Raw genomic sequence first — 22,676 nt, 5'->3', positions numbered from 1 at the left:
ATACGGAGGCTGACCGCGGCCCGAACGGATTCGGAGCCGGAACCCGCGCCGGATCGGGATCGAGCCGGCCGAACGGGGAGCGATGCGGATAACGCGCGTCACCTCGGCGGACGAGCGTGACGCCGTCTTCCCCGTCCTGCGACAGCTCCGCGACCACCTCGACCGCGAGGCGTTCGAGGAGCTGTACGAGCCGATGGCCGAGGAGGGCTACCGGCTCTTCGCCGGCTACGTCGGCGGGGAGCCGGTGGCGGTCGCCGGCGTCACGATCTCGACGAACCTCTACCTCGGCCGGCACGCGTACGTCTACGACCTCGTCGTCGACGAGGACCACCGGTCGGAGGGCCACGGCGCCGAGATGCTCGAGCACGTCCACGAGTGGGCGGCCGAGGAGGACTGTGCGGCCGTCGAGCTCGAGTCGGGCCTGTGGCGCGAGGACGCCCACCGGTTCTACCTCGACCTGGGATACGAGAAATACTGCTACTCGTTCAAATATGACCTCGAGTGACGACACGACGGCCGTCTCGAGCGACGACGTGACCGACGTCTGTTACGCTCCCGCGACGACCCTCGCCGCGGACATCCGCCGCGGGGAGCGCTCGCCGGTCACGGTCGTCGACGCGTTCCTCGAGCGCATCGACCGGGTGAACCCCGAGATCAACGCGTACGTGACAGTCTGCGAGGAATCTGCCCGGGAGGCCGCCGCGGAAGCCGAACGCGCCGTCGAGCGCGGCGACGACCTCGGCCCGCTGCACGGCGTTCCGGTCGCGATCAAGGACCTGAACCGCGTCGCGGGCGTGCGGACCACGTTCGGTTCGCCCGCCTTCGCCGACCACGTCCCCGAGGAGGACGACGTGGTCGTCTCCCGGCTCCGGGAGGCGGGAGCGATACTCCTCGGGAAGACGAACACGCCGGAGTTCGGCCGGAAAACGATGACGGACAACCCCGTCTTCGGCGCCTCGGGGAACCCATGGGACCCGAACCGAACGACCGGCGGGTCCTCGGGCGGCAGCGCGGCGGCGGTCGCCGCCGGGCTGGCCCCGCTCGCGCTCGGCTCGGATGCGGCCGGCTCGATCCGAATTCCCTCGAGCGCCTGCGGCGTGGTCGGACTCCTCCCGGACTTCGGGCGCGTTCCCGCTGGCCCGGTTCGCTCGGACGCGTTTCAGGAGATCCTTCCGTACACGTTCTTCGGGCCGATCGCCCGCACCGTCTCGGACGCGGCGCTGATGCTCGAGGCGATCGCGGGCCCCGACGCGAGCGATCCCTACGGGCTCCCCGAACCGACGGAGTCCTATCAGGAGGCGGCCCGGGAGGCACCCGACCTCGCCGACCTCCGGATCGGCTACTCGCCGAACTTCGGCGACTTCGCCGTCTCGGACGCGGTCTCGAGCGCGGTCGAATCCGCCCTCGAGGAGCTTTCGGCGGCCGGCGCGACGGTCGAGGAGATCGAGGTTCCCTTCGAGGGGAGTTGGGAGGAGCGCCACGACGCGATCGAGTGGGTCCTCCAGTCCCGATACGTCGGACTGTACGAGAACCTCAAGCGCGACGCCGACGTCGACCTGCTGACGATCGACGAGCCGATAACGCCCGAGGTCCGCTCGCGGATCCGGGCCGGTCTCGAGCTCGATACGTCGACGCTCGCGACGGCACGCCGCCGCCGGACGGCGGTGTACGACGCGATCACGGCGTCGCTCGCGGACGTCGACGTCCTCGCGACGCCGACGCTCGGACGGACCGCGTTCGGGCTCGACGTCACGGAGCCGACCGTCGACGGCGAGTCCGTCCACCGGATGCACGGCTGGACGCTCACCTGGCCGCTGAACCTCAGCGGCCACCCGGCCGTCTCGATCCCGGTCGGGTTCGACGACGACGGGCTCCCGATCGGCATGCAGGTGGTCGGCGACCGGCTCGCCGACCGCGAGGTGGTCGCCGCGGGCGCGGCGATCGAGGACGCGATCCCCTGGGCGGACGCGTATCCCCCGACGGCGATCGGAGGTGACAGATGACGACAGTACTCTCAGTTGACGACGTGACGAAACGGTTCGGCGGCATCGTCGCCGTCGACGGGCTCGACCTGGCGATCGAGGAGGGCGAGCTCGTCGGCCTGATCGGCCCGAACGGGGCCGGCAAAACGACCACGCTCAACCTCATCACCGGGTTTCTGGACCCGGACGAGGGCACGGTCTCCCTCAACGGGGAGGACGTCACGGGCGCCTCGCCCGACGCGGTCTCGAAGCGCGGGATCGGGCGAACGTTCCAGATATCGAAGCCGTTCGGCCGCCTCTCCGTCTACGAGAACCTGCTCGTGCCGAACGTCTCGTGTGGGCCGGCCGAACAGGAGGCGCGCATCGAGCGGCTGCTCGAGGAGCTCCAGCTCGAGGAGGTGCGGGAGAATCGCGCCGACGAGCTCAGCGGCGGGCAGAAGAAGCTGCTCGAGCTCGCCCGCGTGCTGATGCTCGAGCCGGATCTCATCCTGCTCGACGAGCCTGCGGCGGGCGTCAATCCCGTGCTGATGGACGACATCATGGACGACATCCGCCGCATCAACGCGAACGGGACGGCCATCCTCGTCATCGAACACGATATGTCAGTGATAAGCGAGCTGTGTGAACGCGTCGTCGTGATGAACGCCGGCCGCAACATCGCCTCGGGCACCTTCGAGGAGATCCGCGACGACGAGAAGGTCCGCGAGGCCTACCTCGGGGGGACCTGAGATGAACCTGATCGAACTCGACGGCGTCGACGCGGGCTACGGCGAGAACCAGGTCCTCCACGACCTCTCGGCGACGATCGCCGAGGACCGCGTGAACTGCGTCATCGGCCCGAACGGGTCGGGCAAGTCCACGATGATGAAGTCCATCCTCGGGATGGTCGACGTCTGGGACGGCACGATCACGATACGTGGCGAGGACGTGACGAACGACCATCCACGGGAGGTCCTCGAACGCGGCGTCGTGATGCTCCCGCAGGGCGGCAGCGTCTTTCCGGACATGACCGTCAAGGAGAACCTCCGGATGGGCGGCTACCTGATCGACGACGACCTGCTCGACCGCCAGTACGAGGAGGTCTACGACATGTTTCCCGTCCTCGAGGAGAAGCGCGCCCAGCGCGCCGGGGACCTCTCCGGCGGACAGCAGATGATGGTCGCGTTCGGGCGGGCGATGATGCCCGATCCCGACATCCTCCTGTTGGACGAGCCGAGCGCGGGGCTTGCTCCCCACCTGGTCGACGACGTCTTCGAGCAGATAGCGGCCCTGAAGGAGCGCGGTCGGGACATGCTCATCATCGAACAGAACGTCCGACGGGTGCTCGAGATCGCCGAGTACGTCTACGTCCTCGATCAGGGGCGGCTGGAGTACGAGGGCGATACCGAGTCCCTGCGGAACGAGGACGACATAATGGAGATGTACATCGGAGAACGACACGGATGACGACGGAACCGACACCCACGAACCGCACCGTGTTCCGGCGGGCGACGCCGGGACGGGAGGTGGCGGATGGTTAGCGTCGCCCTGCTCGCCCAGCAGATCGTCAACGGGCTGTTGTTCGGCGGCCAGCTCGCGCTGATCGCCGTCGGGCTGACGCTCATCTGGGGCGTCGCGCGCGTGTTGAACTTCGGCCACGGGGCGATGTTCATGGTCGGCGGCTTCGTCGGCTTCTTCACGCTCGGCGCGACGGGAAGCCTCGTCGCGGCGGTGATCGCCGCCGGGATCGTGGTGTTCGCGCTCGGCTACGTGACCGAGGTGGTGCTCATCCGACCGCTCCGGGACCGCGAGGAGTTCGGGATCCCCTCGATGGTCGTCACGCTCGGGCTCGCGTTCTTCCTCGAGAACGCCTTCATCGTCTGGATCGGGACACAGCGCCAGTCGTTCCCGCGGTTCACCGACGTGATCTGGAACGTCGCCGGGATCACGCTGAGCGCACAGCGCGTGCTGATCTTCGTCATCTCGCTCGTCGCGCTCGGGCTACTCTTCGTCGTCATCTCGCGAACCGAGCTCGGACTCGCCATCCGCGCCGTCTCACAGGACCACGACACGGCCCTGTTGATGGGCGTCCGACCGAACCGGGTGTACGCGATCACCTTCGGGATCAGCGCCGCGCTCGCGGGGCTCGCCGGCGTCCTGTTGGCCCCGCTGTTCGCGGTCTATCCCTCGGTGGGATGGTACCCGTTCCTCCTCTCGTTCGTCGTCGTGATGGTCGGCGGACTCGGGAGCGTTCGCGGAACGCTGCTGGCGGCGATGGGACTGGCGGTCGTTCGCAGCATCAGCATCATCTGGGTGTCAAGCCAGATGGCGATGGTCATTCTCTTCGCAATCATGATAGTCGTGCTCGTTGCGTATCCTGACGGCATCGGGGGGTATCTCGAATGACCGTGCTCGAGACGCTCCGGTCCGGGATCGCCCGGACCGGCGACCGGCTCGTCGAGGACGCCCGGTCACGAAACGGGATCGTCTTCGCGGTGCTGGCGCTGCTGGCGCTGCTGGCGCCGCAACTGGTCGGCGGCTACACCCTCGACCTGCTGACGCAGCTCATCATCGCGATCCTCGTGGTCACGAGCTGGATCTTCATCGCCGGCTACTTCGGGATGTTCAGCTTCGCACACGCAGCCCTCTACGGGATCGGGGCGTACGCGACGGCCCTGCTCGCCGGCAAGGCGGGCGTGCATCCGGTTCTTGCGGTGCTGCTCGGCGGCGTCGTCGCCGGGATCTTCGCGATCCCGATCGCCCTTCCGGTGTTGCGCCTCTCCGGCGCCTACGTCGGGATGGCGACGCTCGCGTTCGCGGAGATCGTCTACCGGCTGGCGATCCATTTCCGCGGTCTCACCGGCGGACCGACCGGATACACGGGATTCCCGCCGCTGCTCGGCGGGAGCCGACTCGCGCTGTATTACTTCGTGTTCGCGCTCGTGGTCGTCCTATTGGTCGTCCAGTACGGGCTGTTGGTCAACCGGTTCGGCCTCGTCGCGCGGGCGATCCGGGAAGCCCCCGACGCGGCACGGATGCTGGGGAACAACGTCCCCCGATACAAGCTCGTCGGCTTCGTCGTCGGATCCGCCATCGCCGGCGTCGCCGGCGGACTGCAGATATACACCGTCCTGATCATCTCGCCGCCGATGATCGAGGTCAATCGGATGATCGAGTTCATGGCGATGGGCATCATCGGCGGCCTCCGGACGATCGGCGGCGGGATCTTCGGGGCCGTGATCGTCTTCGGGCTCAACGAGGGGCTCCGTGACCTCGGCGAGCTCCGGCTCGTCATCTGGGGCGCGATGCTCATCCTCGTGACGATCTACTTCCCGGACGGGCTCGCGGACAGCTCGCTGGACCCGCGCGACCGGCTCCGTGAACTGCTCAACCGGGAGTGATCGCCCGGGGACGGAGCATCCGGCCGAAGACGGAGCGTCCGGCCGGGAACGGCCGACCGGGACCGGACCTCCCGACCGAAAGCGGTCGGTCGGGACGGAACTCCCGCCCGAAACGCGAGACGCATCGGCGACCGACCGCGATGCCGGGACGGCATCACTCGAAATCCGGACCACACCGAACACACGCAATGACGACCCGAGACACGCTCACCGACGCGATCGAATCGAACGAATCCGACCTCGTCGACCTGGTCGGCGACCTCGTGGAGGCGCCGACCGTCACCGGCGACGAGGCACCGGCCCAGGAGGTCATCATCGACCGGCTCGAGGCGATGGGGCTCGAGCCCGACGTCTTCGAGCCGTCGGCCGACGAGCTGGCGGACCACGAGGCGTACTTCGAGACCTCCTCCTACGAGGAGTACGGCTACGAGGGACGGCCGAACGTCGTCGCCCGCCGCGAGGGCGGCGACGGCCCGACGCTCACGCTGGGCGGCCACATCGACGTCGTCGACGTGACCGAGGCGGAGTGGAACCGCGAGCCGTGGTCGCTGACGCAGGAGGGGGAGACCCTCTACGGCCGCGGAGTCGCGGACATGAAGGGCGGGCTCGCGGCGACCCTGATCGCGATGGAGACGCTCGACGAGCTCGGGGTCGAGCTCGGCGGCGACCTCCTCTTCCAGTCGGTCATCGAGGAGGAGGACGGCGGCGTCGGCGGGACGCTGGCGGTCCTCGAGCGGGGATACGTGCCCGACGCGGCGGTCATCGCCGAACCCTACGACGTACCCAACGTCGGGGTCGCAAGCGCCGGCGTGATGTACTTCCGCGTGGTCGTGCCGGGCAAGAGCGTCCACGCGGCGTGGGGCCACGAGGGCGTCAACGCCATCGGCAACGCCGCCACGGTCTACCGCGCCCTCGAGGAGCTCGACGCCGAACGGAAGGCACGGATCGACTACGAGCCGGCCTACCGGTCGAACCCGTCCCTCGAGGGGAACGTCACGAACCTCAACATCGGGACGATCGAGGCCGGCGACTGGCCCTCGACGCTCCCCTCGCGGGCGGTCCTGCAGGGGCGGATCGGCTGGCCGCCGGGCGAGACCCGCGCCGAGGTCCGCGCACAGGTCGAGGACGCCGTCGCCGAGGCGGCCGCCAACGACGAGTGGCTCGCCGAGCACCCGCCCGAGGTCGAGTGGTTCGGCTGGCAGGCCGAACCCCACGAGGTCGACCCGAGTTGCGAGATCGCGACGCTCGCGAAGGACGTGGGCGAGGACGTCACCGGCCGCTCCGGATCGTTCGTCGGCGGCAACGCCGGCCTCGACGAGCGGTTCTACCCGCTCTATTACGACGTGAACGCCGTCTCGGTCGGCCCCGACGGGGCGAACCTCCACGGGGCGGACGAGCACACCACGGTCCCCTCGTTGCTCGAGGCCGCGGCGACGATCGCCGCGATCGCCGTCGAGTACTGCGGGGTCGAGGAGTAAGCCCGACGGCGGGCGGTCCGACCACGTCACGGTGACCGACCCGACCACGTCACGGTGACCGACCCGACCGCGTCGCATCGACGGAACGAATATCGCCCGCGACACACGACACCATAGCCACCGATGACAGCCGACATCACCGTCTACTGGGACGACCGCATGCTCGACCACGAACCGCCGAGGGGCGCCTTCAAGTTCCCCGACACGCCCATCGTCGCGACCCCCGAGGTCCACCCGGACCGCCGGGAGCGCGTCGAGAACGTTCGGGCGATGATCGACCACGCCTTCGGCGACGTCACGGAGACCGTCTCGCCGGCGCGGGCGAGCCGGACCGCGCTCGAGCGCGTGCACGACCCCGACTACCTCGACTGGCTCGAGGCGTTCTGCGCCGACGGCGGCGGCCGGATCGAGGACACGACGACCGGGATGAACGAGCACACCTACGACGCCGCCCGGGTGTCGGCCGGCGCCGCCATCGCCGCCGCCGGGCACGCGCTCGATGCACCGAGCTCCGAATCCGGGCCCGAATCCCCCCTCCCGTACGCGCTGTGCCGCCCGAGCGGCCACCACGCCCAGCCCGACCGCGCCGACGGGTTCTGCTTCCTCAACAACGCGGCGCTGGCGGCCGAGGCGGCGCTGGCCGACGACGGCCCCGCCGACGTCGCTGCCGACCGGGTCGCGATCGTCGACTGGGACGTCCACCACGGCAACGGCACCCAGGAGGCGTTCGTCGACCGCGAGGACGTGCTGTTCGTGAGCGCGCACAACGACCACGGCTCCTGGCATCCCGAGTACCATCCTCAGGAGGGGTCGATCGACGAGGTCGGCACCGGCGACGGCGAGGGATACACCGTCAACGTCCCGCTCCCGCCGGGCACCGGGAACCGCGGCTACGAGGCCGTCTTCGACCGGATCGTCGAACCGGTCGTCGCCGAGTTCGACCCGGACCTGCTGCTCGTCAGCGCCGGGCAGGACGCCGGGCCGGCGGACATGAACGGGCGGAACATCGCGACTCGGTCGGGGTTCCGCGAGATGGGCGCCCGCGCCCGCCGGCTCGCCGACGGGACGGCCGACGGCGCGCTGGCGCTGATCCAGGAGGGCGGCTACCAGCCGTCGCACCTCTCGTTCGCCACGCTCGGCGTCTTCGAGGGCGTTCTCGACCGGACGGTCGAACTGGAAGGGTACGGAACCGACGATCCCTTCACCTTCCTCGACGAGCCGACCGACCTGGTCGACGAGTGGATCGACGAGGCGGTCGCCCGCCACCGGGAGTACTGGCCGGTCGAGTGAGCCGAACCGGAGCGAGCTGAACCGGACTGAACTGAACCGGATGGAACTGGACGGAACCGGACTGAACACTACCCCACACGCCGTCCGGCGGCGTGCGCTATTTCTCGATGATGCTCTCCTCGACCGACTCGCCGAAGTGCCGCGCGACGTCCTCGTAGTAGAGCGCGATCTCGTCGCCAGCCTCGAGGTCGGTGACCGCGGTCCGGCCCTCGCTCGTGGCGACCTTGATCGTCTCGGCGTTCTGCAGCAGGGTCTCGACGCGGTCGACGCCGTCGTCGGTCTCGACCTCCGCCTCCACGCGGAACATCGGGCGCTTCTCGATCTTCACGCGGCCGACGATCGCCTCCCGCGTGCGTCCCTCGGTGTCGACGACCTGGACCTCGTCGCCCGACTTCAGCCCGGCGAGGTACTTCGTCCCGCCGTCCGGCGTCCGGACGTAGGCGTGGACCGCGCCCGCGTTGACCCGGAACGGCCGCGAGGCGACGTAGGGACTCTCGGCGGTCTCGGCGTGGACGAAGAAGAGCCCGCGGGACATCGAACCGACGAGCATCCCCTCGTCGTGGTCCATCAGGCTCCCGGTGTCGATGCAGACGCGGTCCGCCATCCCGGCCTGTTCGACCTCGGTGACGGTCGCGTACGAGAGCTCGAGCCGTTCCCGCTCGGCCGCGTCGCGGGCCTCGACGGCGCCGCGGATGGCGTCCGGCGAGTCGGCGTCGACGAGCACGCCGTCGGAGCCGGACTCCAGCGTCTCGAAGGCGGTCTGCGCCTCGGCGGCCGACGTCACGCCCGCGACGAGGTGGGTCTCCTCGCCGACGCGGGCGATCAGGTTCTCCAGCGGGATGATCGTCCAGTCCTCGCCGACCACGATCGTGTACTCGGCGTCCGCGGCCGCCGCCTCGGCGAACGCCTCGTATCGCTCGTCGAGGATCCGAGTGTACACGCCCTGCGCCCGGTCGTCGCGGCGGCGGAGCGTCGACAGGTCGGCGGACCCCGAGAGGTCCTCGGGCATCGAAATGGTTCCGTCACCCTCGCCGTCCTTGCCGACGATGTAGGCGTCGGCGCGCTCCCCCGCCGCGTCCTCGGGTTCGGCCTCGTCGACGACGTCGGCATCGGCGCGGAACGCCGCCACGTTCACGTCGCCGAGCTCCCGCACCCGCGGGACGTCGCTCTCGTCGACGAGCACCCAGTCCACGCCGGCCTCGATCCCGGCGGTGATCCGGCGCTTTCGCTGCTCCCAGTCGCCGACCTCGTCGTCGGCCTTGACCCAGACGGTGCGTGTCATTGCCGAAGGGTCGTGCTCTCGGTGCTTGAAAACTGCGAAAGCGCAGCCGGTTGCGGGCGCGGTCAGCGCGACGACCGGTCGCAGCTGCGGTCAGCGCGCTCGCGGCGCCCACGAGACCGGTCAGCGCGAGTCCGCGGTCGGCGACCGGGCCCGGTAGCCGCGGTCGGCGCCTTCGACGAGTTCCCGCGAGAGCGCCTCGAGACGGTCGGCGACCGTCTCGGCCGAGCGGTCCGCCTCGGCGCCCTCGGCGACGATGTCGACGAGCGCCGACCCGACGATGATCCCGTCCGCGCCGGCCGCCACGATCCGCTCGGCGTGCTCGCCCGCGGAGATCCCGAACCCGACCGCCTTCGGGACGTCGTACTCCCGCAGCCGGTCGAGGCTGGCCGCCGTCCGGTCGGAGACGTCGTCCTGCGCGCCGGTCGTCCCCAGCCGGGCTTGAACGTAGACGTACCCGGAGACTCGGCTCATGATCCGGTCGAGCCGGTCGCCCTCGGTCGTCGGGGCGACGATGAACACCAGATCGAGGCCGAACTCGTCGCAGGCGTCCCGCAGGGGATCGGCCTCCTCTGCGGGAAGGTCGGGCACGACGAACCCCTCCAGCCCCGCTTCGGCGGCGCGTTCGACGAAGGGACGCGGCCCCGAGGCCTCGCCCCACTGATAAATGAGGTTGTAGTAGGTCATACAGACGAGCGGGACGTCGACGTCGAGCTCCTCGACGAACTCGAAGAATCGATCCGGAGTCATACCGCCCTCGAGCGCGCGGACGACGGCGCCCTGGATGGTCGGCCCCTCCGCGATCGGTTCCGAGAAGGGAAGGCCGAGCTCGATGAGGTCCGCCCCGCCGCGCTCGAGCGCCTCGACGTACTCGAGGGAGGACTCGTAGTCCGGGTCGCCGACCGCGAGATACGGGATGTACGCCGGGCCATCCGCGAACGCCCGCGCGATCGCCTCGCTGTTGCCGGTCGTCGGTCCGTCATCCTCGGCCGGTTCGACGCCTCCGGCTGCCGGCTCGGGATCGACACCCGCGTCGTCGCTCGCGGCGTCGTCGACCATCTAGATCCCCCCCGTGAACGCGGACATGTCCGGCGCGCCGTCGATGTCGCGGGCGGCGGTCTCCTCGATCACTGATTCGAGGTCCTTGTCGCCGCGCCCGGAAACGGTGACGACCACCGCGTCGCCGAGCGCGTCCGCCTCCTGACCGGCGGTCTCGCTCCCGCTCCCGACCTCGCTCTCGGCGTCAGCCTCGCCCTCGTTCTCGGGACCCGCAACGGTTTCGAGATACGCGATCGCGTGGGCGGACTCCAGCGCCGGGATGATCCCCTCGGTGCGCGAGAGGAGGTGGAACGCCTCCAGCGCTTGGTCGTCGTCCACGGCGGCCGGATGGATGCGACCTTCGTCGGCGAGGTGTGCGAGCTCGGGGCCGACGCCGGCGTAATCGAGCCCGGAGGAGACCGAGTGGCTCTCGACGATCTGGCCGTGCGCGTCCTGAAGCAGCTTCGTCCGCGCGCCGTGGAGGACGCCCTCCTCGCCGGCGTACAGCGACGCCGAGTTGGGCGCCACGCCCGCGGCCTCGTCGATCGAGAGGTCCGAGCCGCCCGCCTCGACGGCGTGTAACGAGACGCTCTCGTCCTCGAGGAAGGCGGCGAACGAGCCCATCGTGTTCGAGCCGCCGCCGGCGCACGCGACCACGTCGGTCGGCAGCTCGTCGATCGTCTCGAGCGCCTGTCGGCGCGCCTCCTCGGAGACGACCGACTGGAAGTCGCGGACCATCGCCGGGAAGGGGTGCGGCCCGACGACGCTGCCGATGACGTAGTGGGTGTCCTCGACGGACCCGGCCCAGTCGCGCATCGTCTCGGAGATCGCCTCCTTGAGCGTGCCGCGGCCGGCCGTCACCGGGGTCACCGTCGTCCCGTTGAGCGTCATCCGGAAGACGTTGGGCCGCTGGCGGTTGATGTCGCGTTCCCCCATGTACACCTCACAGGGCATGTCGAGGTGGGCGGCCGCCATCGCCGTGGCGGTGCCGTGCTGGCCGGCGCCGGTCTCCGCGATGACCCGCGATTTACCCATGTACTTCGCCAGCAGGACCTGCCCGAGCGCGTTGTTGAGCTTGTGTGCGCCGCCGTGGAGCAGGTCCTCCCGCTTCAGGTAGACGTCCCGGTCGTACCGTTCGGAGAGACGCTCGGCGTGCTGCAGCGGCGTCGGGCGCCCGCCGAACTCCCGGAGGCGGCGCCGGAACTCGTCCATAAAGCCGTCCTCGTTCTCGAGGACGTACCGCTGGTAGGCGTCGGTCAGCTCCTCGATCGCGGGCATCAGCGCCTCGGGAACGTACTGGCCGCCGTAGCGGCCGAACTTCCCGTCAGTCTCGCCGGGGACCGGAGTCGGGTCGGCCGGATCGGCCGGGTCCACGGCGGTCGATCGCTGCGTCTCGTCTCGGTCGGCGTTCGGTGTCGTCTCGCTCATGGGGTAGCTGTGGGTTCGATCATCGTGAGGGTTGGCGTTCGGTGGCGTCCGCGTGGTCGACAGCCGCGTCGTCGATGTCGGCGTCGACGGTCGCGAATCGTCGGACGTTCGAGCGAACGTCCCCGTCCATTATGGCGCTCCCGATCAGCAGCGCGTCCGCGCCGGCCGCGCGCATCCGGCGCACGTCGGCGGCGGTCGTGACGCCGCTTTCCGCGATCAGGGTGACGTCCTCGGGAGCGTGGGGCGCGACGTCCTCGACGGTCCCGAGGTCGACCTCGAGCTTCGCCAGATCGCGGTTGTTGACGCCGACGAAGCGTGCCCCGGCGGCGAGCGCTCGGTCCAGTTCCGCGCGGTCGTGGACCTCGACGAGCACCTGGAAGCCGCGGTCGCGGGCGGCCGCGAGCATCGGCTCGAGGTCGTCGCCGAGGAACCGGGCGATCAGCAGGACGACGTCGCTCTCGACGGCGTCAAGCTGGGTCTCCCGCAGAAGGAAGTCCTTCCGGAGCACGGGCACGTCGACGGCCTCGCGAACGCGCTCGAGCGTGTCGGTCGACCCGCCGAAGTGCTCGGGCTCGGTCAGCACCGAGAGCGCGGCCGCTCCGCCCGCGACCATCTCCGTCGCGAGATCGACCGGGTCGTCATCGCGCGTTCCGTCGGTGGTCGGGCTGGTCGGTTTGACCTCCGCGATCACCGGCGTTCGTCCGTCTGCCTCCGCCGCGGTGAACGCGGCCTCGAGGTCACGGGGGTCGACGTCGACGCGCTCGTCGCCGCCCGATCGCGACGCGGACGCCTCCAGGATCGACCGGACCGCCGGCGCGAGATCGTTCATCCCATCGTCCATTACTGATCACTAATGTACGTATCTGTTCATAAGGCTTGCGCACCCGGCGACCTGCGGAACGGTCGGCGCCGGCGGTTCCATCGCTGACGGGGTCATCCGGCGGATCCAGCCGTCGGGTGCATCCGTCGGAACCGATCCTATATAAATGAAAGCGAAGCCCCTTATAAATCGACGCCGTACGAACGGCCATGAACGCGCCCGACCGGCGTGAGGATCTCGATCGAAGCGAGGAACCGCGGAGGAGGTCCGGACGGAGCGACCAACGTCGCCCGCGATCGGCCCGGAGGCGGTCGCGATGGTGAGCCTCGACGGGACGACGGGCGTCTACGCGCGCTCGTACCCGGCTCTCGACCGGGCCGTCGAGGTGGGGTTCGCGAGCGGCCACGTCATCTCCGTCTCGTTCCCGGCCGACGTCCCCGCGGACGCCGCGGAGGATCACGAGCTGCTCGACCGGATCGACGCGTACCTCGCGGGGGAAGAGGAGTCCTTTGCGGACGTGGAGCTGGGGCTCACCCTGCCGACCGACCGCCGCGAGGTCCTGGAGGCGACCCGGAACCTGCCGTACGGCGAGTCGGCCTCGCTCAGCCGGATCACGCGGCTGGCCGGGCGGGACGACAACGACCCGGAAGACCTCGAGTTCGTGCGGGAAGCGCTGAACGAGAATCCGGCGCCGTTGGTGATCCCCGATCACCGCGTCGAGGGCGGCCCGTACGCGACGCCCGGGTCCGTCCGCCGGACGTTCCGGGACGTGGAAGGGCTTCGTTGACCGATCGCTCGAACGTCGACGGTCACGATCGATGGAATACTTTTAAACGACGAACCCCGAAGCCGGGGTATGACCGACGCCGAGATCCCCGAGGATCATCCGCGCTACGAGTCGCTGCTGACGCGACACCGGATCGAGGCGGGCGTCGAGAAGGGGATCACGTCGAGGCAGGGCCTGATCGCGCAGGGACGCGGCGAGGCCTTCGACTACCTGCTCGGCGAGGAGACGATCCCGTCGGCCGGCGACGCCGAACGCGCCGCGGCCGCCTACCTGCTTGCCGCCGACCACCCCGTGCTCTCGGTCAACGGGAACGTCGCGGCCCTCGTCCCCGAGGCGATCGTCGAGCTGGCGGCGGCGACCGGGGCCGACATCGAGGTCAACCTGTTCAACCGCACGACCGAGCGGATGGAGCGGATCGCCGCCCACCTCCGCGAACACGGGGCCGAGGGGATCAAGGGGTTAACCGCCGACGGGCGGATCCCGGGGCTGTCCCACGAGCGCGCGAAAGTCGACGCCGACGGGATCGGCGACGCCGACGTCGTGCTCGTCCCCCTGGAGGACGGGGACCGCGCCGAGGCGCTCGGGGAGACGGGGAAAACGGAGATCGTGATCGACTTGAATCCCGGATCCCGCTCGGCGCGGGCCGCGACGGTGCCGATCATCGACAACGTCCTCCGGGCGGTGCCCAACATCACGCATCACGCCCGCAGGATGGCCGACGCGCCGCCGGAGGAGCTGGCGTACGTCATCGACTCCTTCGACCGCGAGGAGGCGCTCGCGGCCGCCGAGGCGGCGATCCGGCAGGGGTCGTTCGCGGCGGAGGGTGAGGCGGACGGGGAGAAAGCGGAGACGGACGAGGCGGACGACTCCGAAACCGACGACGATCAGTAGCGAGCACCACCTATCGGGCGGGTTCCCGGCACGGTGCGCGTCGTCCGGTCGCGATTCGATCCGGCCTACTCGGCCTCGACGGGAGCGACCGGCGTCGGGTCGTCGGCGAGTCGCTCGCGGTCGTGGGGAGCCTCGAAGTCGAGGTCCGGACCGCGGGCGATGATCCGCGAGGGGGTGACGTCGGGGTGGGTCGTGTAGTAGTGTTCCTTGATGTGGTCCAGGTCGACGGTCTCGGCCACGCCGGGCAGCTGGTAGAGGTCGCGCAGGTACGGCCAGAGGTGCTCGTACTCGTGGATCGCCCGGACGTTACACATGAAGTGGGTGTGGTAGACGTGGTCGAACCGGATCAGGGTGGTGAACATGCAGAGGTCGGCCTCGGTGAGCTCGTCGCCGGCGAGGAACCGCCGGTCGGCCAGGACCTCGTTCCAGTGGTCGAGCGCGTCGAAGAGCTCGTCGATGGCCTCGTCGTAGGCCGACTGCGAGGTGGCGAAGCCGGCGCGGTAGACGCCGTTGTTGATCGGCTCGTAGATCGCGGTGATGATCTCGTCGACGCGCTCGATCCCCGCCTCGTCCTCGGGGAGCAGCCGGCGGCCGTTCCCGAGGTCGGCGAAGGCCGTGTCCAGCATCCGGAGTATCTCGCGCGACTCGTTGTTGACGATGGTGTCCTCGACGGTGTCGTAGAGGACCGGGACGGTCACCCGGCAGGTCGCGTCGGGGTCCGCGCGGACGTACAGCTCCCGGAGGTAGTCGCTGTCGTGGACCCGGTCGGGGGTACAGCCGTCCTTCTCGGGCGTGAACTGCCAGCCGTCCTCGCCGCGCCAGGGGTCGACGACCGAGACGTCGATGACGTCCTCGAGCCCGAGGATCGACCGCGCGAGGAGGGTCCGATGGGCCCACGGACACGCGTAGGAGACGTAGAGGTGATACCGCCCCGGCTCCGGGTCGAAGCGCTCGTCGGGCTCGGCGTCGACGTGGGCGGGGATCTCCGACCCGACCATCCAGTTCCGGAACGTGGTCGTCTGGCGCTCGAAGGCGCCCGACTCGTCGGTCGTCTCGTAGGCGTCGGTTCGCCACTCGCCGTTCACGAGTTGATTCATACGCGCTCATAGGGTCGCGACGCTGATAACGGTTCGTGGAGGTGACGGACGCGTCACCGGGTGAGACGCCGGTCATCGGGTGAGTGATGGGACCACGAGACGATCGTTCAACGACGCCACCGTCTCCGTCGCTCCCGCATCGAACGTCGACCGAGCGTCGGCGACCGGCGCCGATCGTCAGCGATCGTCGATGCGTTTATCAGTCCGACCACGGTACGGTGACGTATATGGCCGCACAGGCGATGGATCGCGTTCCGCGATCGTGATGGAGACGCCCGTTTTTCCGAGACCGAGCGCCGTTCGTTCATTGACGAGGCACGCCGTATCGTGACACCCACGTCCAGCCTCGCGACCGATCGAGACGAACGACGCAGCCGAAACGGTCGAAACAACCGAGACGAACGACGCAGCCGAGACGACCACCGTCGCCGAAACGACCAGGAGCGCATATGTTGAACGAAGCCACGACACATCCCGTCACACGAACCGGACTCGACGCCGCCGCGTTGAAGCCCGCGGAAGTCGACGTCGCCCGAGGGGCCGAGCTGCCCCTCGAGACGATCGCCATCGACTACGAGGGCCGTGAACACCTCCCGTCGACCGAGACGCTGCGGGAGCTCGCGGCCGACCGGGAGGTCTACCTCACCACGCCGGTCCGGGCCGACGGGTTCGATCCCCTCGGCGACGACTCGCTGCTCGCGAAGCTGCCGGCGGGGATCAACCGGGTGCTCGTGGCCGGTCACGGCGCGTACCTCGAGGAAACCGAGGCTGAGAAGGCCGTCTCCCCGCGGATCGGGGCGGCCGTCGAGGAGGCGCCGGACGCCTGGGTCGGAACCGAGGGGATCGAGCGCGTGGCCCTCGCGACCGGCGGGGCGCAGTACGAGCTGCTCTCGCGGACGACCGACCGCGACCTGCGTGGCCTCCGCGCCGCGGGGTTCGACGGCGAGATCGTCGTCTACGCGCCGACCGTCTTGTCCGACGACGAGGACGCGATCCTCGATGCGGTCGGCGAGTACGTCGCGCGGCGGCGCCCCGTCGCCCGCGCGCTGCCCGACGGCGCAACCATCGGGGCCGACGCGACGGACCGTGCTCGGGAGGTTCTCTCGGCGGCCGTACGGGACTTCGCGATCGTCGGCGACGTCGGGACGGTCCGGGAACGCGTGCAGGAGCTGAAGGACGCCGGCGCCACGCGCGTCGTCGGCTATCCCGCCCGCGGGATCGACGACTTCCTGGCGAGGTGAACGACTTCCTGACGGGGTGAACGCCCTCCTCGCGGCGTGACGTCCCGGGAAAGGAACTCCCCGCGGGACGGATTCCGTTCGGGAGGCGATCGAGGCGCCGCCGGCTCCACCGTTCTTAAGCCGGCGGCGACCCAACCGACGGGTATGCCAGCGACCAAGGAGATCACCTGCGACGACCCGAACTGCGAGCTCGACATGTTCGAGAACCACTACACCTACGACGTCCCCGAGGACCACACCGTGGATGACCTCCGCTGTCCCTACTGCGGCGGCCGGGACCTCTCGCTCATCGAGGTGTGAGATGGCGGGGGTGCTCGGCGTCGGCCGCACGGCCCTCCGGAGCGCGCTCGAACGGGTCGGCCGTGGCTGGGGGTCGATCCAGGAGCGACGGCCCCTCGATCACGACCTGCTGGAGGGTCCGGACGCCTACATCGTCGTCTTCGACGCGCCCGGGGTTCGCGGCGCCGACGTCGACGTTCGGTTCGTCGACCGGACCGTCGAGGTGCGGCTGGAGCGCGACCGCGAGGACCGCGACGGGTTCGAGTGGATCTTCCCCGGGCGCGGCCGGGAGCTTTCGGGGTCGGCCACGCTGCCGGCCGACGCCGAGGTGACCCCGACCGGCGCGGACGCGACCCTCACCCGATCGGGAACGCTTGAGGTCACGATCCCGAAGGACGCCGCCGAGGGGTCGGTCAGCGTGAGCGAGGAGGAGTCGGCGGCGGAGACGGACGACGCGGAGTAGGACGACTCAGGTCCCGCGTTCCGAATCGGCCGTCGAGTCAGCTGAGGACTCCTCGTCCGGCTCGTCCGGCCGCGTCGCGCCGTCCGACTCCGCATCCGAGCCGCCGTCCGACTCCGCCTCCGAATTCTCATTCGAGTCGTCGTCCGGGTCCGCGTCCGTTTTCTCGTCCGGCTCCGACCCTGAATCATCGCCCTCGGGCCGGACGACGACCGTCGAGACGCGCATTCCCTCGACGTCGGTGACCTCGAAGTCGTAGCCGGCGAGCGTGACGCGGTCGCCGACCGCGGGTTGCCGGTCGAGCTGCGACAGCACGATCCCGCCGATCGTTTCGACCGCGTCGTGGTCGAGGCGGGTCCCCAGCTCCGCGTTGACCGCGGCGATCGTAACCCCGCCGTCGACCACGATCGAGCCGTCCTCGCGGCGCGTGAGCCCGGGTTCGGGCTCGCCGCCGGCGACGTCGAACTCGTCGCGGATGTCGCCGACGACGACCTCCACGATGTCCTCGATCGTGACGATCCCCGCCAGGACGCCCCACTCGTCGATCACGGCGGCCATCTGTGCGTTCCGGCCCTGTAGGTCGGAGAGGAGCGTTGCGACGTCGGTGGTCTCGGGCACGGCGTGGATCTCGCGGGAAATGTCGCCCGCGGTCGGCTCCGCGTCGGACGTCCCGGTGGTCTCGGTCGCGCGCAGAACGTCCTTGGCGTCCACGAGGCCGACGACCTGGTCCGGGTCGTCGGCGTCCACGACCGGGTATCGCGTGTGCCCGGCGTCGACGACCACCGACCGGAGGGCCGGGATGGTGAGGTCGTCGGTCACGGTTCGGACGTCCGGCCGCGGGACCATCACCTCCCGAACGGTGACGTCGTCGAGCTCGAAGACGCGGTCGATCATCTCCACCTCCTCGGCGGCGACGTGCCCCTCGTCGCCGGCGTGGGACAGCGCCATCCGAAGCTCACGCTCGGTGAGCGTCTCGTCGGTCTCGGAGGCCGGCGGCACGCCGAGCAGGCGCGTGAAGGCGTTGGCCGTCCCGTTGAAGACGACGATGCCGGGGAGGAACGCGTAATAGAAGAACTGCATCGGCGCGGCCACCAGCAGCGCGACCCGCTCGGCCTGCGCGATCGCGATCGTCTTCGGCGCCAGCTCGCCGAAGACCACGTGCAGGAACGTGATCACGCCGAACCCGACCGCGAACGCGACCAGGTGGACGAGCTCGGTCGGCAGGAACCCGCCGAGGATCGGTTCGATGAGCGACGCGATCGCGGGTTCCCCGATCCACCCCAGTCCGAGCGAGGCGATCGTGATCCCGAGCTGGGTGACCGCGAGGTAGTCGTCGAGGCTCTCCATCGCGTCCTGCAGCAGCGTGGCGCCGGTTTTTCCCTGCTCGACCATCGAGTCGACCGCGGTCGAACGGACGCGAACGTACGCGAACTCCGCGGCGACGAAGAAGCCGTTCAGGGCGACGAGCACCAGCGCGAGAAGGACGCGCCCCAGCGAGAGCGCGACGTCTACCATCGCTCCCCCGCTGAAATGGACCGGTCCGGGCGACGGTTCCGAAGGATTCGCGGAACGATCAGCGACGCCGGTGGCGTCGATGGCACTGATGACGCCGGTGACGCCGGTGACGCCAGTGACGGCAGTGACGCCAGTGACGCCAGTGACGCCGGTGACGGCGGCAGGGATCCGTGGATCATACCACACTTACTCCGGGTCATCACTAAACGCTACTGTCCGAGAGCCCGATCCCGCCGGCGACCCGGGCGATGTCCGCAACGCCCGAGACCCTCCCGAACGACTTTCGGGCCCCGACGAAAACGAAGCGGTATGTCACCGCTTGACGCTCCCATCCAGGCCGGCGGGTCGATCAGCGGACGGATCCTCACCGAGTTCGTCGACGGACTGATCGCCGCGATCCCGCGGATCGTCTCGGGAGCCGTCTTCCTGCTGTTCGCGTACCTCGTCATCAGGGTCGTCCTGACGGTCACTCGAACCGTGCTTGACCGGATCTATCCGGACGAGGAGCGGCTCATCGTGGACCTCTCGGTGGCGGTCGTCGGGCTGTTCCTCTGGTTCGGGGCCGCGCTCGCGCTGTTGACGATCGTCGGGCTGGGAGAGGTGGCGGCCAGCCTCGGGACGGCCGGCGGGTTCATCGGACTCGGCGTCGCCTTCGCCCTAAAGGAGATGATCGCGGACACGGTTTCCGGCGTCTACCTGCTGAAGGACCCGGACTTCACCCCGGGCGACCGCGTCGAGACGGCCTCGGTGTCGGGAACGGTCACCGAGATCGGCCTCCGAAAGACCCGGATCCGCGACGACGACGGGGAGCTCGTCGTCCTCGCGAACCGTGACGTCGAGAAGAAGTGGACGAATCGCTCGCGGACGCCGACGTCGAGCACCGACGGAGCGGCGGACTCGACGTCGTCGAGCACCGAGTAGCGTCCCACGGGCGTCCGGGGACCATCGGAACGCCGCAGGTCACGCATCCGCGCCGTTTTACCGTCTCGGGCGAGTACCACGGCCTATGACCGATCCGTCCACGCGCGGCGGGGGCCCGGCCGACCCCGCCGACCTCGCCGTCACGATCGTCGACGGGTACGTGGACGAGCCGGCGCACTTCGGCGTGCCGCCGTACCTCTCCACGTATCCCCGCTACACGGCCGGCGCGCTCGTCGACGCCGGCGTGCCGGAATCGTCGATCACCTATCACACGATCGACGAGCTCCGTGATGACCGACGCAAGCGGGCCGACGTCGCGAACGCGGACCTGTTCATCTACGTCGGCGGAATGACCGTCCCCGGCAAGTACGTTGGCGGCACGCCCGCGGAGCCGGACGAGGTCCGCGAGCTCGGCTGGACCGCCGACGGGGTCACCCTGCTCGGCGGTCCGGTCCGGTTCGGCGTCGGCGAGGAGAACGCCGGCGCCCAGGAGACCGAGCGCGACGACCTCGATTACGACTTCGTCGCGAAGGGCGACGTCGAGGCGGCCGCCCACGACCTCGTGGCAAACGGCCTCGAGGGGTTCGGGAATCGGATGCGCGAGACGCAGGAGGGCGACCGCTGGGCCCGTCGCGGGGCGTTCGTGGTCGAACAGCATCCGAACCACCCCGATTACCTCATCTGCGAGCTGGAGACCGCTCGCGGCTGTGCGTACCGGTGTTCCTTCTGCACCGAGCCCCTGTACGGCAACCCGTCGTTCCGCGAGGCCGAGGGGGTCGTCGGCGAGGTCGCGGCGCTTGCGGACCGGGGCGTCGACCACTTCCGGCTGGGCCGGCAGGCGGACATCCTCGCGTTCGGCGGCGACGGGGAGGCGCCGAACCCGGACGCGCTCCGCCGGCTCTACGGCGGCATCCGCGAGGCCGCGCCGGACCTGCAGACGCTGCACCTCGACAACATGAACCCGGTGACGATCGTCGACTATCCGGAGCGCTCCCGGGAGGCGATCCGGATCATCGCCGAGCACAACACGCCCGGCGACACCGCCGCGTTCGGCCTCGAGTCCGCCGACCCGGTCGTCCGCGAGCGGAACGACCTGCTCGTCTCCGCCGAGGAGTGTCTCGAGGCAGTCCGGGTCGTCAACGAGGAGGGCGGCTGGCGGCCGGGCGACGATCCCGGGACGACGCCCGGGAGCGACGACCGCGTCCGCGGCCCGTCGACCGGACCGAACGCCTCGCCGCGGCTCCCGAAGCTGCTGCCCGGGATCAACCTCGTGCACGGGCTCAAGGGGGAGCGCGAGGAGACCTTCGACCACAACCGGCGGTTCCTCCAGCGCGTCTACGACGAGGGCCTGCTGCTGCGTCGCATCAACATCCGGCAGGTGATGGCGTTCGCCGGCACGGAGATGTCCGAAACCGGCGCCGAGATCGCCGAGGACCACAAACGGCAGTTCAAGCAGTACAAACGGGAGGTCCGGGAGACGATCGACAACCCGATGCTCGAGCGCGTCGTCCCCCGCGGGACGGTCCTGCCGGACGTCCACCTGGAGTATCACCAGGACGGGTTGACCTTCGGTCGCCAGATCGGGACCTACGCGCTGCTCGTCGGGATCCCCGGCGAGCGCGAGCTCGGCCGGACGCTCGACGTCGCGGTCGTCGACCACGGCTACCGGTCGGTCACCGGCGTCCCCTATCCGCTCGACGTGAACGACGCCTCGATGGACGAGCTGACGACGATCCCTGGGATCGCGAAGTCCACCGCCGGCGACGTGGTCGTGGGGCGTCCCTACGCGACGCTCGAGGAGGTTCCCGTGGACACGATCGACCTCTCGGCGTACTGCGTCGCGACCGAGTCCGAGCCGGCCACGATCCCCGGCGTCGGCGAGTCCGGGATCCCGGCCGCCGGCAGGAGCGACTGACGAATGGCTCGAGATGGCGCGACCGACGCGGACGTCGCCGCGGCTCCGCTCCGGCGAGTGTCCCTCGAGGTGCCGACGCGCGCGCCCAGCGGCGCGACCAACGCGTACGTCGTGGGCGACTGCCTCGTCGACCCGGCGGCCCGGAATCCGGAGCTCGACCGGCTCGCCGAATCCGGCCGGATCGACCACATCGCGGTCACGCACACGCACGCCGACCACGTGGGCGCGGTCGCCGACTACGCCGCCATCGCGGACGCGACGGTCTGGGCGCCCGAGGCGTTCGCCGACCGGGTCGCCGACGCGGCCGGCGTGACGCCCGACGCGACGTTCGCGGACGGCGACGCGATCGGCGAGGACGGGCCGATCGCGCTTGAAACGCCCGGCCACGCGGTCGACCACGTCGCGTTCGCGGTCCCGGATCGACGTCACGGCGAGATCGGGGATGCCGATGGGACCGGAGAGGCGGGCGAGGCGATCCTCTGTGGCGACCTCGCCGTCGCCGAGGGTAGCGTCGTGGTCGGTCCGGGCGGCGGGGGACTGACCGCGTACCTCGAAAGCCTCCGCCGACTCCGCGACCGGACGCCGACCGCCCTACACCCCGGACACGGTCCCGCGATCGAGGGTCCGGAGTCGGTCACGGCGACCCTCGACCGACTGATCGACCACCGACTCGACCGGGAGGCTGCGGTCCTCGAGGCGGTCGAGGCGGGCGCGAGCGACGTGGACGCCGTGGTCGAGGCGGCCTACGAGAAGGACCTCACGGGCGTGGCCGACCTCGCCCGCGCGACCGTTCGCGCCCACCTCGGGAAACTCCTCGCAGAGGGTCGGATCGACGAGGAGTGGCGGGACCGGATCGACGGGGACTGACGGCATCG

At 70.0% G+C, this 22,676-nt stretch carries 22 protein-coding genes; 16 read left to right on the top strand and 6 right to left on the bottom strand.

Going from position 1 to position 22,676, the window contains the following annotated elements; all coding sequences use genetic code 11:
* Positions 1 to 82: 82 nt before the first annotated feature.
* From BLV25_RS04985 to BLV25_RS04950, 8 genes are all read left to right on the top strand, one after another.
* Entirely contained in the window at positions 83 to 505 is a 423-nt protein-coding gene (locus BLV25_RS04985; RefSeq protein WP_092731174.1) for a GNAT family N-acetyltransferase, read from the top strand.
* The gene (locus BLV25_RS04980; protein ID WP_092731172.1) at positions 492 to 2,003 is read left to right on the top strand and encodes an amidase; all 1,512 of its coding nucleotides are present in this window, start codon (positions 492 to 494) and stop codon (positions 2,001 to 2,003) included. Before BLV25_RS04985 ends, BLV25_RS04980 begins: the two co-directional genes overlap by 14 nt.
* Positions 2,000 to 2,710, top strand: a complete 711-nt coding sequence (locus BLV25_RS04975; RefSeq protein WP_092731170.1) for an ABC transporter ATP-binding protein — start codon at positions 2,000 to 2,002, stop codon at positions 2,708 to 2,710. Before BLV25_RS04980 ends, BLV25_RS04975 begins: the two co-directional genes overlap by 4 nt.
* A gap of 1 nt (position 2,711) precedes the next feature.
* The gene (locus tag BLV25_RS04970) at positions 2,712 to 3,428 is read left to right on the top strand and encodes an ABC transporter ATP-binding protein (protein ID WP_092731168.1); all 717 of its coding nucleotides are present in this window, start codon (positions 2,712 to 2,714) and stop codon (positions 3,426 to 3,428) included.
* Positions 3,429 to 3,494: 66 nt separating this feature from the next.
* Entirely contained in the window at positions 3,495 to 4,367 is an 873-nt protein-coding gene (locus BLV25_RS04965; protein WP_021072549.1) for a branched-chain amino acid ABC transporter permease, read from the top strand.
* On the top strand, positions 4,364 to 5,362 hold the full coding sequence (locus BLV25_RS04960; RefSeq protein ID WP_021072548.1) for a branched-chain amino acid ABC transporter permease: 999 nt from the start codon (positions 4,364 to 4,366) through the stop codon (positions 5,360 to 5,362). Before BLV25_RS04965 ends, BLV25_RS04960 begins: the two co-directional genes overlap by 4 nt.
* A gap of 188 nt (positions 5,363 to 5,550) precedes the next feature.
* Positions 5,551 to 6,840, top strand: a complete 1,290-nt coding sequence (locus tag BLV25_RS04955; RefSeq protein ID WP_021072547.1) for an ArgE/DapE family deacylase — start codon at positions 5,551 to 5,553, stop codon at positions 6,838 to 6,840.
* Between the two features lie 123 nt (positions 6,841 to 6,963).
* Positions 6,964 to 8,130, top strand: coding sequence for an arginase family protein (locus tag BLV25_RS04950; protein ID WP_092731166.1), 1,167 nt, complete (start codon positions 6,964 to 6,966; stop codon positions 8,128 to 8,130).
* A 97-nt stretch (positions 8,131 to 8,227) separates the two neighbouring features.
* On the opposite strand, the gene BLV25_RS04945 is transcribed toward BLV25_RS04950, so the two are convergent.
* The 4 genes from BLV25_RS04945 to trpC form a co-directional block, all read right to left on the bottom strand.
* Positions 8,228 to 9,412 (bottom strand): 3-dehydroquinate synthase II, encoded by a 1,185-nt coding sequence (locus BLV25_RS04945; protein ID WP_021072545.1) that lies wholly within the window; start codon positions 9,410 to 9,412, stop codon positions 8,228 to 8,230.
* A gap of 120 nt (positions 9,413 to 9,532) precedes the next feature.
* Positions 9,533 to 10,468: a tryptophan synthase subunit alpha gene (trpA, locus tag BLV25_RS04940; protein WP_021072544.1), complete on the bottom strand. Its 936-nt coding sequence runs from the start codon at positions 10,466 to 10,468 to the stop codon at positions 9,533 to 9,535.
* A complete protein-coding gene (gene trpB / locus BLV25_RS04935; protein WP_092731164.1) occupies positions 10,469 to 11,875 on the bottom strand; it encodes a tryptophan synthase subunit beta in 1,407 nt (468 codons plus the stop codon). It abuts the gene before it with no gap.
* A gap of 19 nt (positions 11,876 to 11,894) precedes the next feature.
* Positions 11,895 to 12,716 (bottom strand): indole-3-glycerol phosphate synthase, encoded by an 822-nt coding sequence (trpC, locus tag BLV25_RS04930; RefSeq protein ID WP_092731161.1) that lies wholly within the window; start codon positions 12,714 to 12,716, stop codon positions 11,895 to 11,897.
* Positions 12,717 to 13,014: 298 nt separating this feature from the next.
* Here trpC and BLV25_RS04925 point away from each other — a divergent pair, with 298 nt between their 5' ends.
* Positions 13,015 to 13,482, top strand: a complete 468-nt coding sequence (locus BLV25_RS04925; protein WP_039400092.1) for an MGMT family protein — start codon at positions 13,015 to 13,017, stop codon at positions 13,480 to 13,482.
* Between the two features lie 69 nt (positions 13,483 to 13,551).
* The gene (locus BLV25_RS04920) at positions 13,552 to 14,373 is read left to right on the top strand and encodes a 4-phosphopantoate--beta-alanine ligase (RefSeq protein WP_021072540.1); all 822 of its coding nucleotides are present in this window, start codon (positions 13,552 to 13,554) and stop codon (positions 14,371 to 14,373) included.
* A gap of 65 nt (positions 14,374 to 14,438) precedes the next feature.
* Here BLV25_RS04920 and BLV25_RS04915 read toward each other — a convergent pair whose 3' ends face one another.
* A complete protein-coding gene (locus BLV25_RS04915; protein ID WP_021072539.1) occupies positions 14,439 to 15,470 on the bottom strand; it encodes a glutathione S-transferase family protein in 1,032 nt (343 codons plus the stop codon).
* Positions 15,471 to 15,919: 449 nt separating this feature from the next.
* Here BLV25_RS04915 and BLV25_RS04910 point away from each other — a divergent pair, with 449 nt between their 5' ends.
* From BLV25_RS04910 to BLV25_RS04905, 3 genes are all read left to right on the top strand, one after another.
* Positions 15,920 to 16,711, top strand: a complete 792-nt coding sequence (locus BLV25_RS04910) for a DUF7388 family protein (RefSeq protein ID WP_092731159.1) — start codon at positions 15,920 to 15,922, stop codon at positions 16,709 to 16,711.
* Between the two features lie 144 nt (positions 16,712 to 16,855).
* Positions 16,856 to 17,011: a DUF7559 family protein gene (locus tag BLV25_RS17275; protein WP_021072537.1), complete on the top strand. Its 156-nt coding sequence runs from the start codon at positions 16,856 to 16,858 to the stop codon at positions 17,009 to 17,011.
* A gap of 1 nt (position 17,012) precedes the next feature.
* On the top strand, positions 17,013 to 17,453 hold the full coding sequence (locus BLV25_RS04905) for an Hsp20/alpha crystallin family protein (RefSeq protein ID WP_021072536.1): 441 nt from the start codon (positions 17,013 to 17,015) through the stop codon (positions 17,451 to 17,453).
* Between the two features lie 6 nt (positions 17,454 to 17,459).
* Here BLV25_RS04905 and BLV25_RS04900 read toward each other — a convergent pair whose 3' ends face one another.
* Complete coding sequence (locus BLV25_RS04900; RefSeq protein WP_081758100.1) at positions 17,460 to 18,965, bottom strand: hemolysin family protein; 1,506 nt, start codon at positions 18,963 to 18,965, stop codon at positions 17,460 to 17,462.
* Between the two features lie 309 nt (positions 18,966 to 19,274).
* Between BLV25_RS04900 and BLV25_RS04895 the strand changes: the two genes are divergently transcribed.
* From BLV25_RS04895 to BLV25_RS04885, 3 genes are all read left to right on the top strand, one after another.
* Positions 19,275 to 19,886, top strand: coding sequence for a mechanosensitive ion channel family protein (locus BLV25_RS04895; RefSeq protein WP_092731157.1), 612 nt, complete (start codon positions 19,275 to 19,277; stop codon positions 19,884 to 19,886).
* 85 nt (positions 19,887 to 19,971) lie between these two features.
* A complete protein-coding gene (locus tag BLV25_RS04890) occupies positions 19,972 to 21,801 on the top strand; it encodes a radical SAM protein (protein ID WP_092731155.1) in 1,830 nt (609 codons plus the stop codon).
* A 3-nt stretch (positions 21,802 to 21,804) separates the two neighbouring features.
* Positions 21,805 to 22,668, top strand: coding sequence for an MBL fold metallo-hydrolase (locus BLV25_RS04885; protein ID WP_092731153.1), 864 nt, complete (start codon positions 21,805 to 21,807; stop codon positions 22,666 to 22,668).
* Positions 22,669 to 22,676: the final 8 nt, after the last annotated feature.

Source organism: Halopenitus persicus, from assembly GCF_900107205.1.
Taxonomy (GTDB): Archaea; Halobacteriota; Halobacteria; order Halobacteriales; family Haloferacaceae; genus Halopenitus; species Halopenitus persicus.
The sequence above is the reverse complement of the archived record's forward strand: the minus strand, read 5'-3'. Positions and strand labels throughout refer to the sequence as shown.

Excerpts from the sequence above, each read along its gene's own strand:
- BLV25_RS04985 (WP_092731174.1), top strand. The coding sequence starts at position 83 with ATGCGGATAACGCGCGTCACCTCGGCGGACGAGCGTGACGCCGTCTTC.
- BLV25_RS04980 (WP_092731172.1), top strand. The coding sequence starts at position 492 with ATGACCTCGAGTGACGACACGACGGCCGTCTCGAGCGACGACGTGACC.
- BLV25_RS04975 (WP_092731170.1), top strand. The coding sequence starts at position 2,000 with ATGACGACAGTACTCTCAGTTGACGACGTGACGAAACGGTTCGGCGGC.
- BLV25_RS04970 (WP_092731168.1), top strand. The coding sequence starts at position 2,712 with ATGAACCTGATCGAACTCGACGGCGTCGACGCGGGCTACGGCGAGAAC.
- BLV25_RS04965 (WP_021072549.1), top strand. The coding sequence starts at position 3,495 with ATGGTTAGCGTCGCCCTGCTCGCCCAGCAGATCGTCAACGGGCTGTTG.
- BLV25_RS04960 (WP_021072548.1), top strand. The coding sequence starts at position 4,364 with ATGACCGTGCTCGAGACGCTCCGGTCCGGGATCGCCCGGACCGGCGAC.
- BLV25_RS04955 (WP_021072547.1), top strand. The coding sequence starts at position 5,551 with ATGACGACCCGAGACACGCTCACCGACGCGATCGAATCGAACGAATCC.
- BLV25_RS04950 (WP_092731166.1), top strand. The coding sequence starts at position 6,964 with ATGACAGCCGACATCACCGTCTACTGGGACGACCGCATGCTCGACCAC.
- BLV25_RS04945 (WP_021072545.1), bottom strand. The coding sequence starts at position 9,412 with ATGACACGCACCGTCTGGGTCAAGGCCGACGACGAGGTCGGCGACTGG.
- trpA (WP_021072544.1), bottom strand. The coding sequence starts at position 10,468 with ATGGTCGACGACGCCGCGAGCGACGACGCGGGTGTCGATCCCGAGCCG.
- trpB (WP_092731164.1), bottom strand. The coding sequence starts at position 11,875 with ATGAGCGAGACGACACCGAACGCCGACCGAGACGAGACGCAGCGATCG.
- trpC (WP_092731161.1), bottom strand. The coding sequence starts at position 12,716 with ATGGACGATGGGATGAACGATCTCGCGCCGGCGGTCCGGTCGATCCTG.
- BLV25_RS04920 (WP_021072540.1), top strand. The coding sequence starts at position 13,552 with ATGACCGACGCCGAGATCCCCGAGGATCATCCGCGCTACGAGTCGCTG.
- BLV25_RS04915 (WP_021072539.1), bottom strand. The coding sequence starts at position 15,470 with ATGAATCAACTCGTGAACGGCGAGTGGCGAACCGACGCCTACGAGACG.
- BLV25_RS04910 (WP_092731159.1), top strand. The coding sequence starts at position 15,920 with ATGTTGAACGAAGCCACGACACATCCCGTCACACGAACCGGACTCGAC.
- BLV25_RS17275 (WP_021072537.1), top strand. The coding sequence starts at position 16,856 with ATGCCAGCGACCAAGGAGATCACCTGCGACGACCCGAACTGCGAGCTC.
- BLV25_RS04905 (WP_021072536.1), top strand. The coding sequence starts at position 17,013 with ATGGCGGGGGTGCTCGGCGTCGGCCGCACGGCCCTCCGGAGCGCGCTC.
- BLV25_RS04900 (WP_081758100.1), bottom strand. The coding sequence starts at position 18,965 with ATGGTAGACGTCGCGCTCTCGCTGGGGCGCGTCCTTCTCGCGCTGGTG.
- BLV25_RS04895 (WP_092731157.1), top strand. The coding sequence starts at position 19,275 with ATGTCACCGCTTGACGCTCCCATCCAGGCCGGCGGGTCGATCAGCGGA.
- BLV25_RS04890 (WP_092731155.1), top strand. The coding sequence starts at position 19,972 with ATGACCGATCCGTCCACGCGCGGCGGGGGCCCGGCCGACCCCGCCGAC.
- BLV25_RS04885 (WP_092731153.1), top strand. The coding sequence starts at position 21,805 with ATGGCTCGAGATGGCGCGACCGACGCGGACGTCGCCGCGGCTCCGCTC.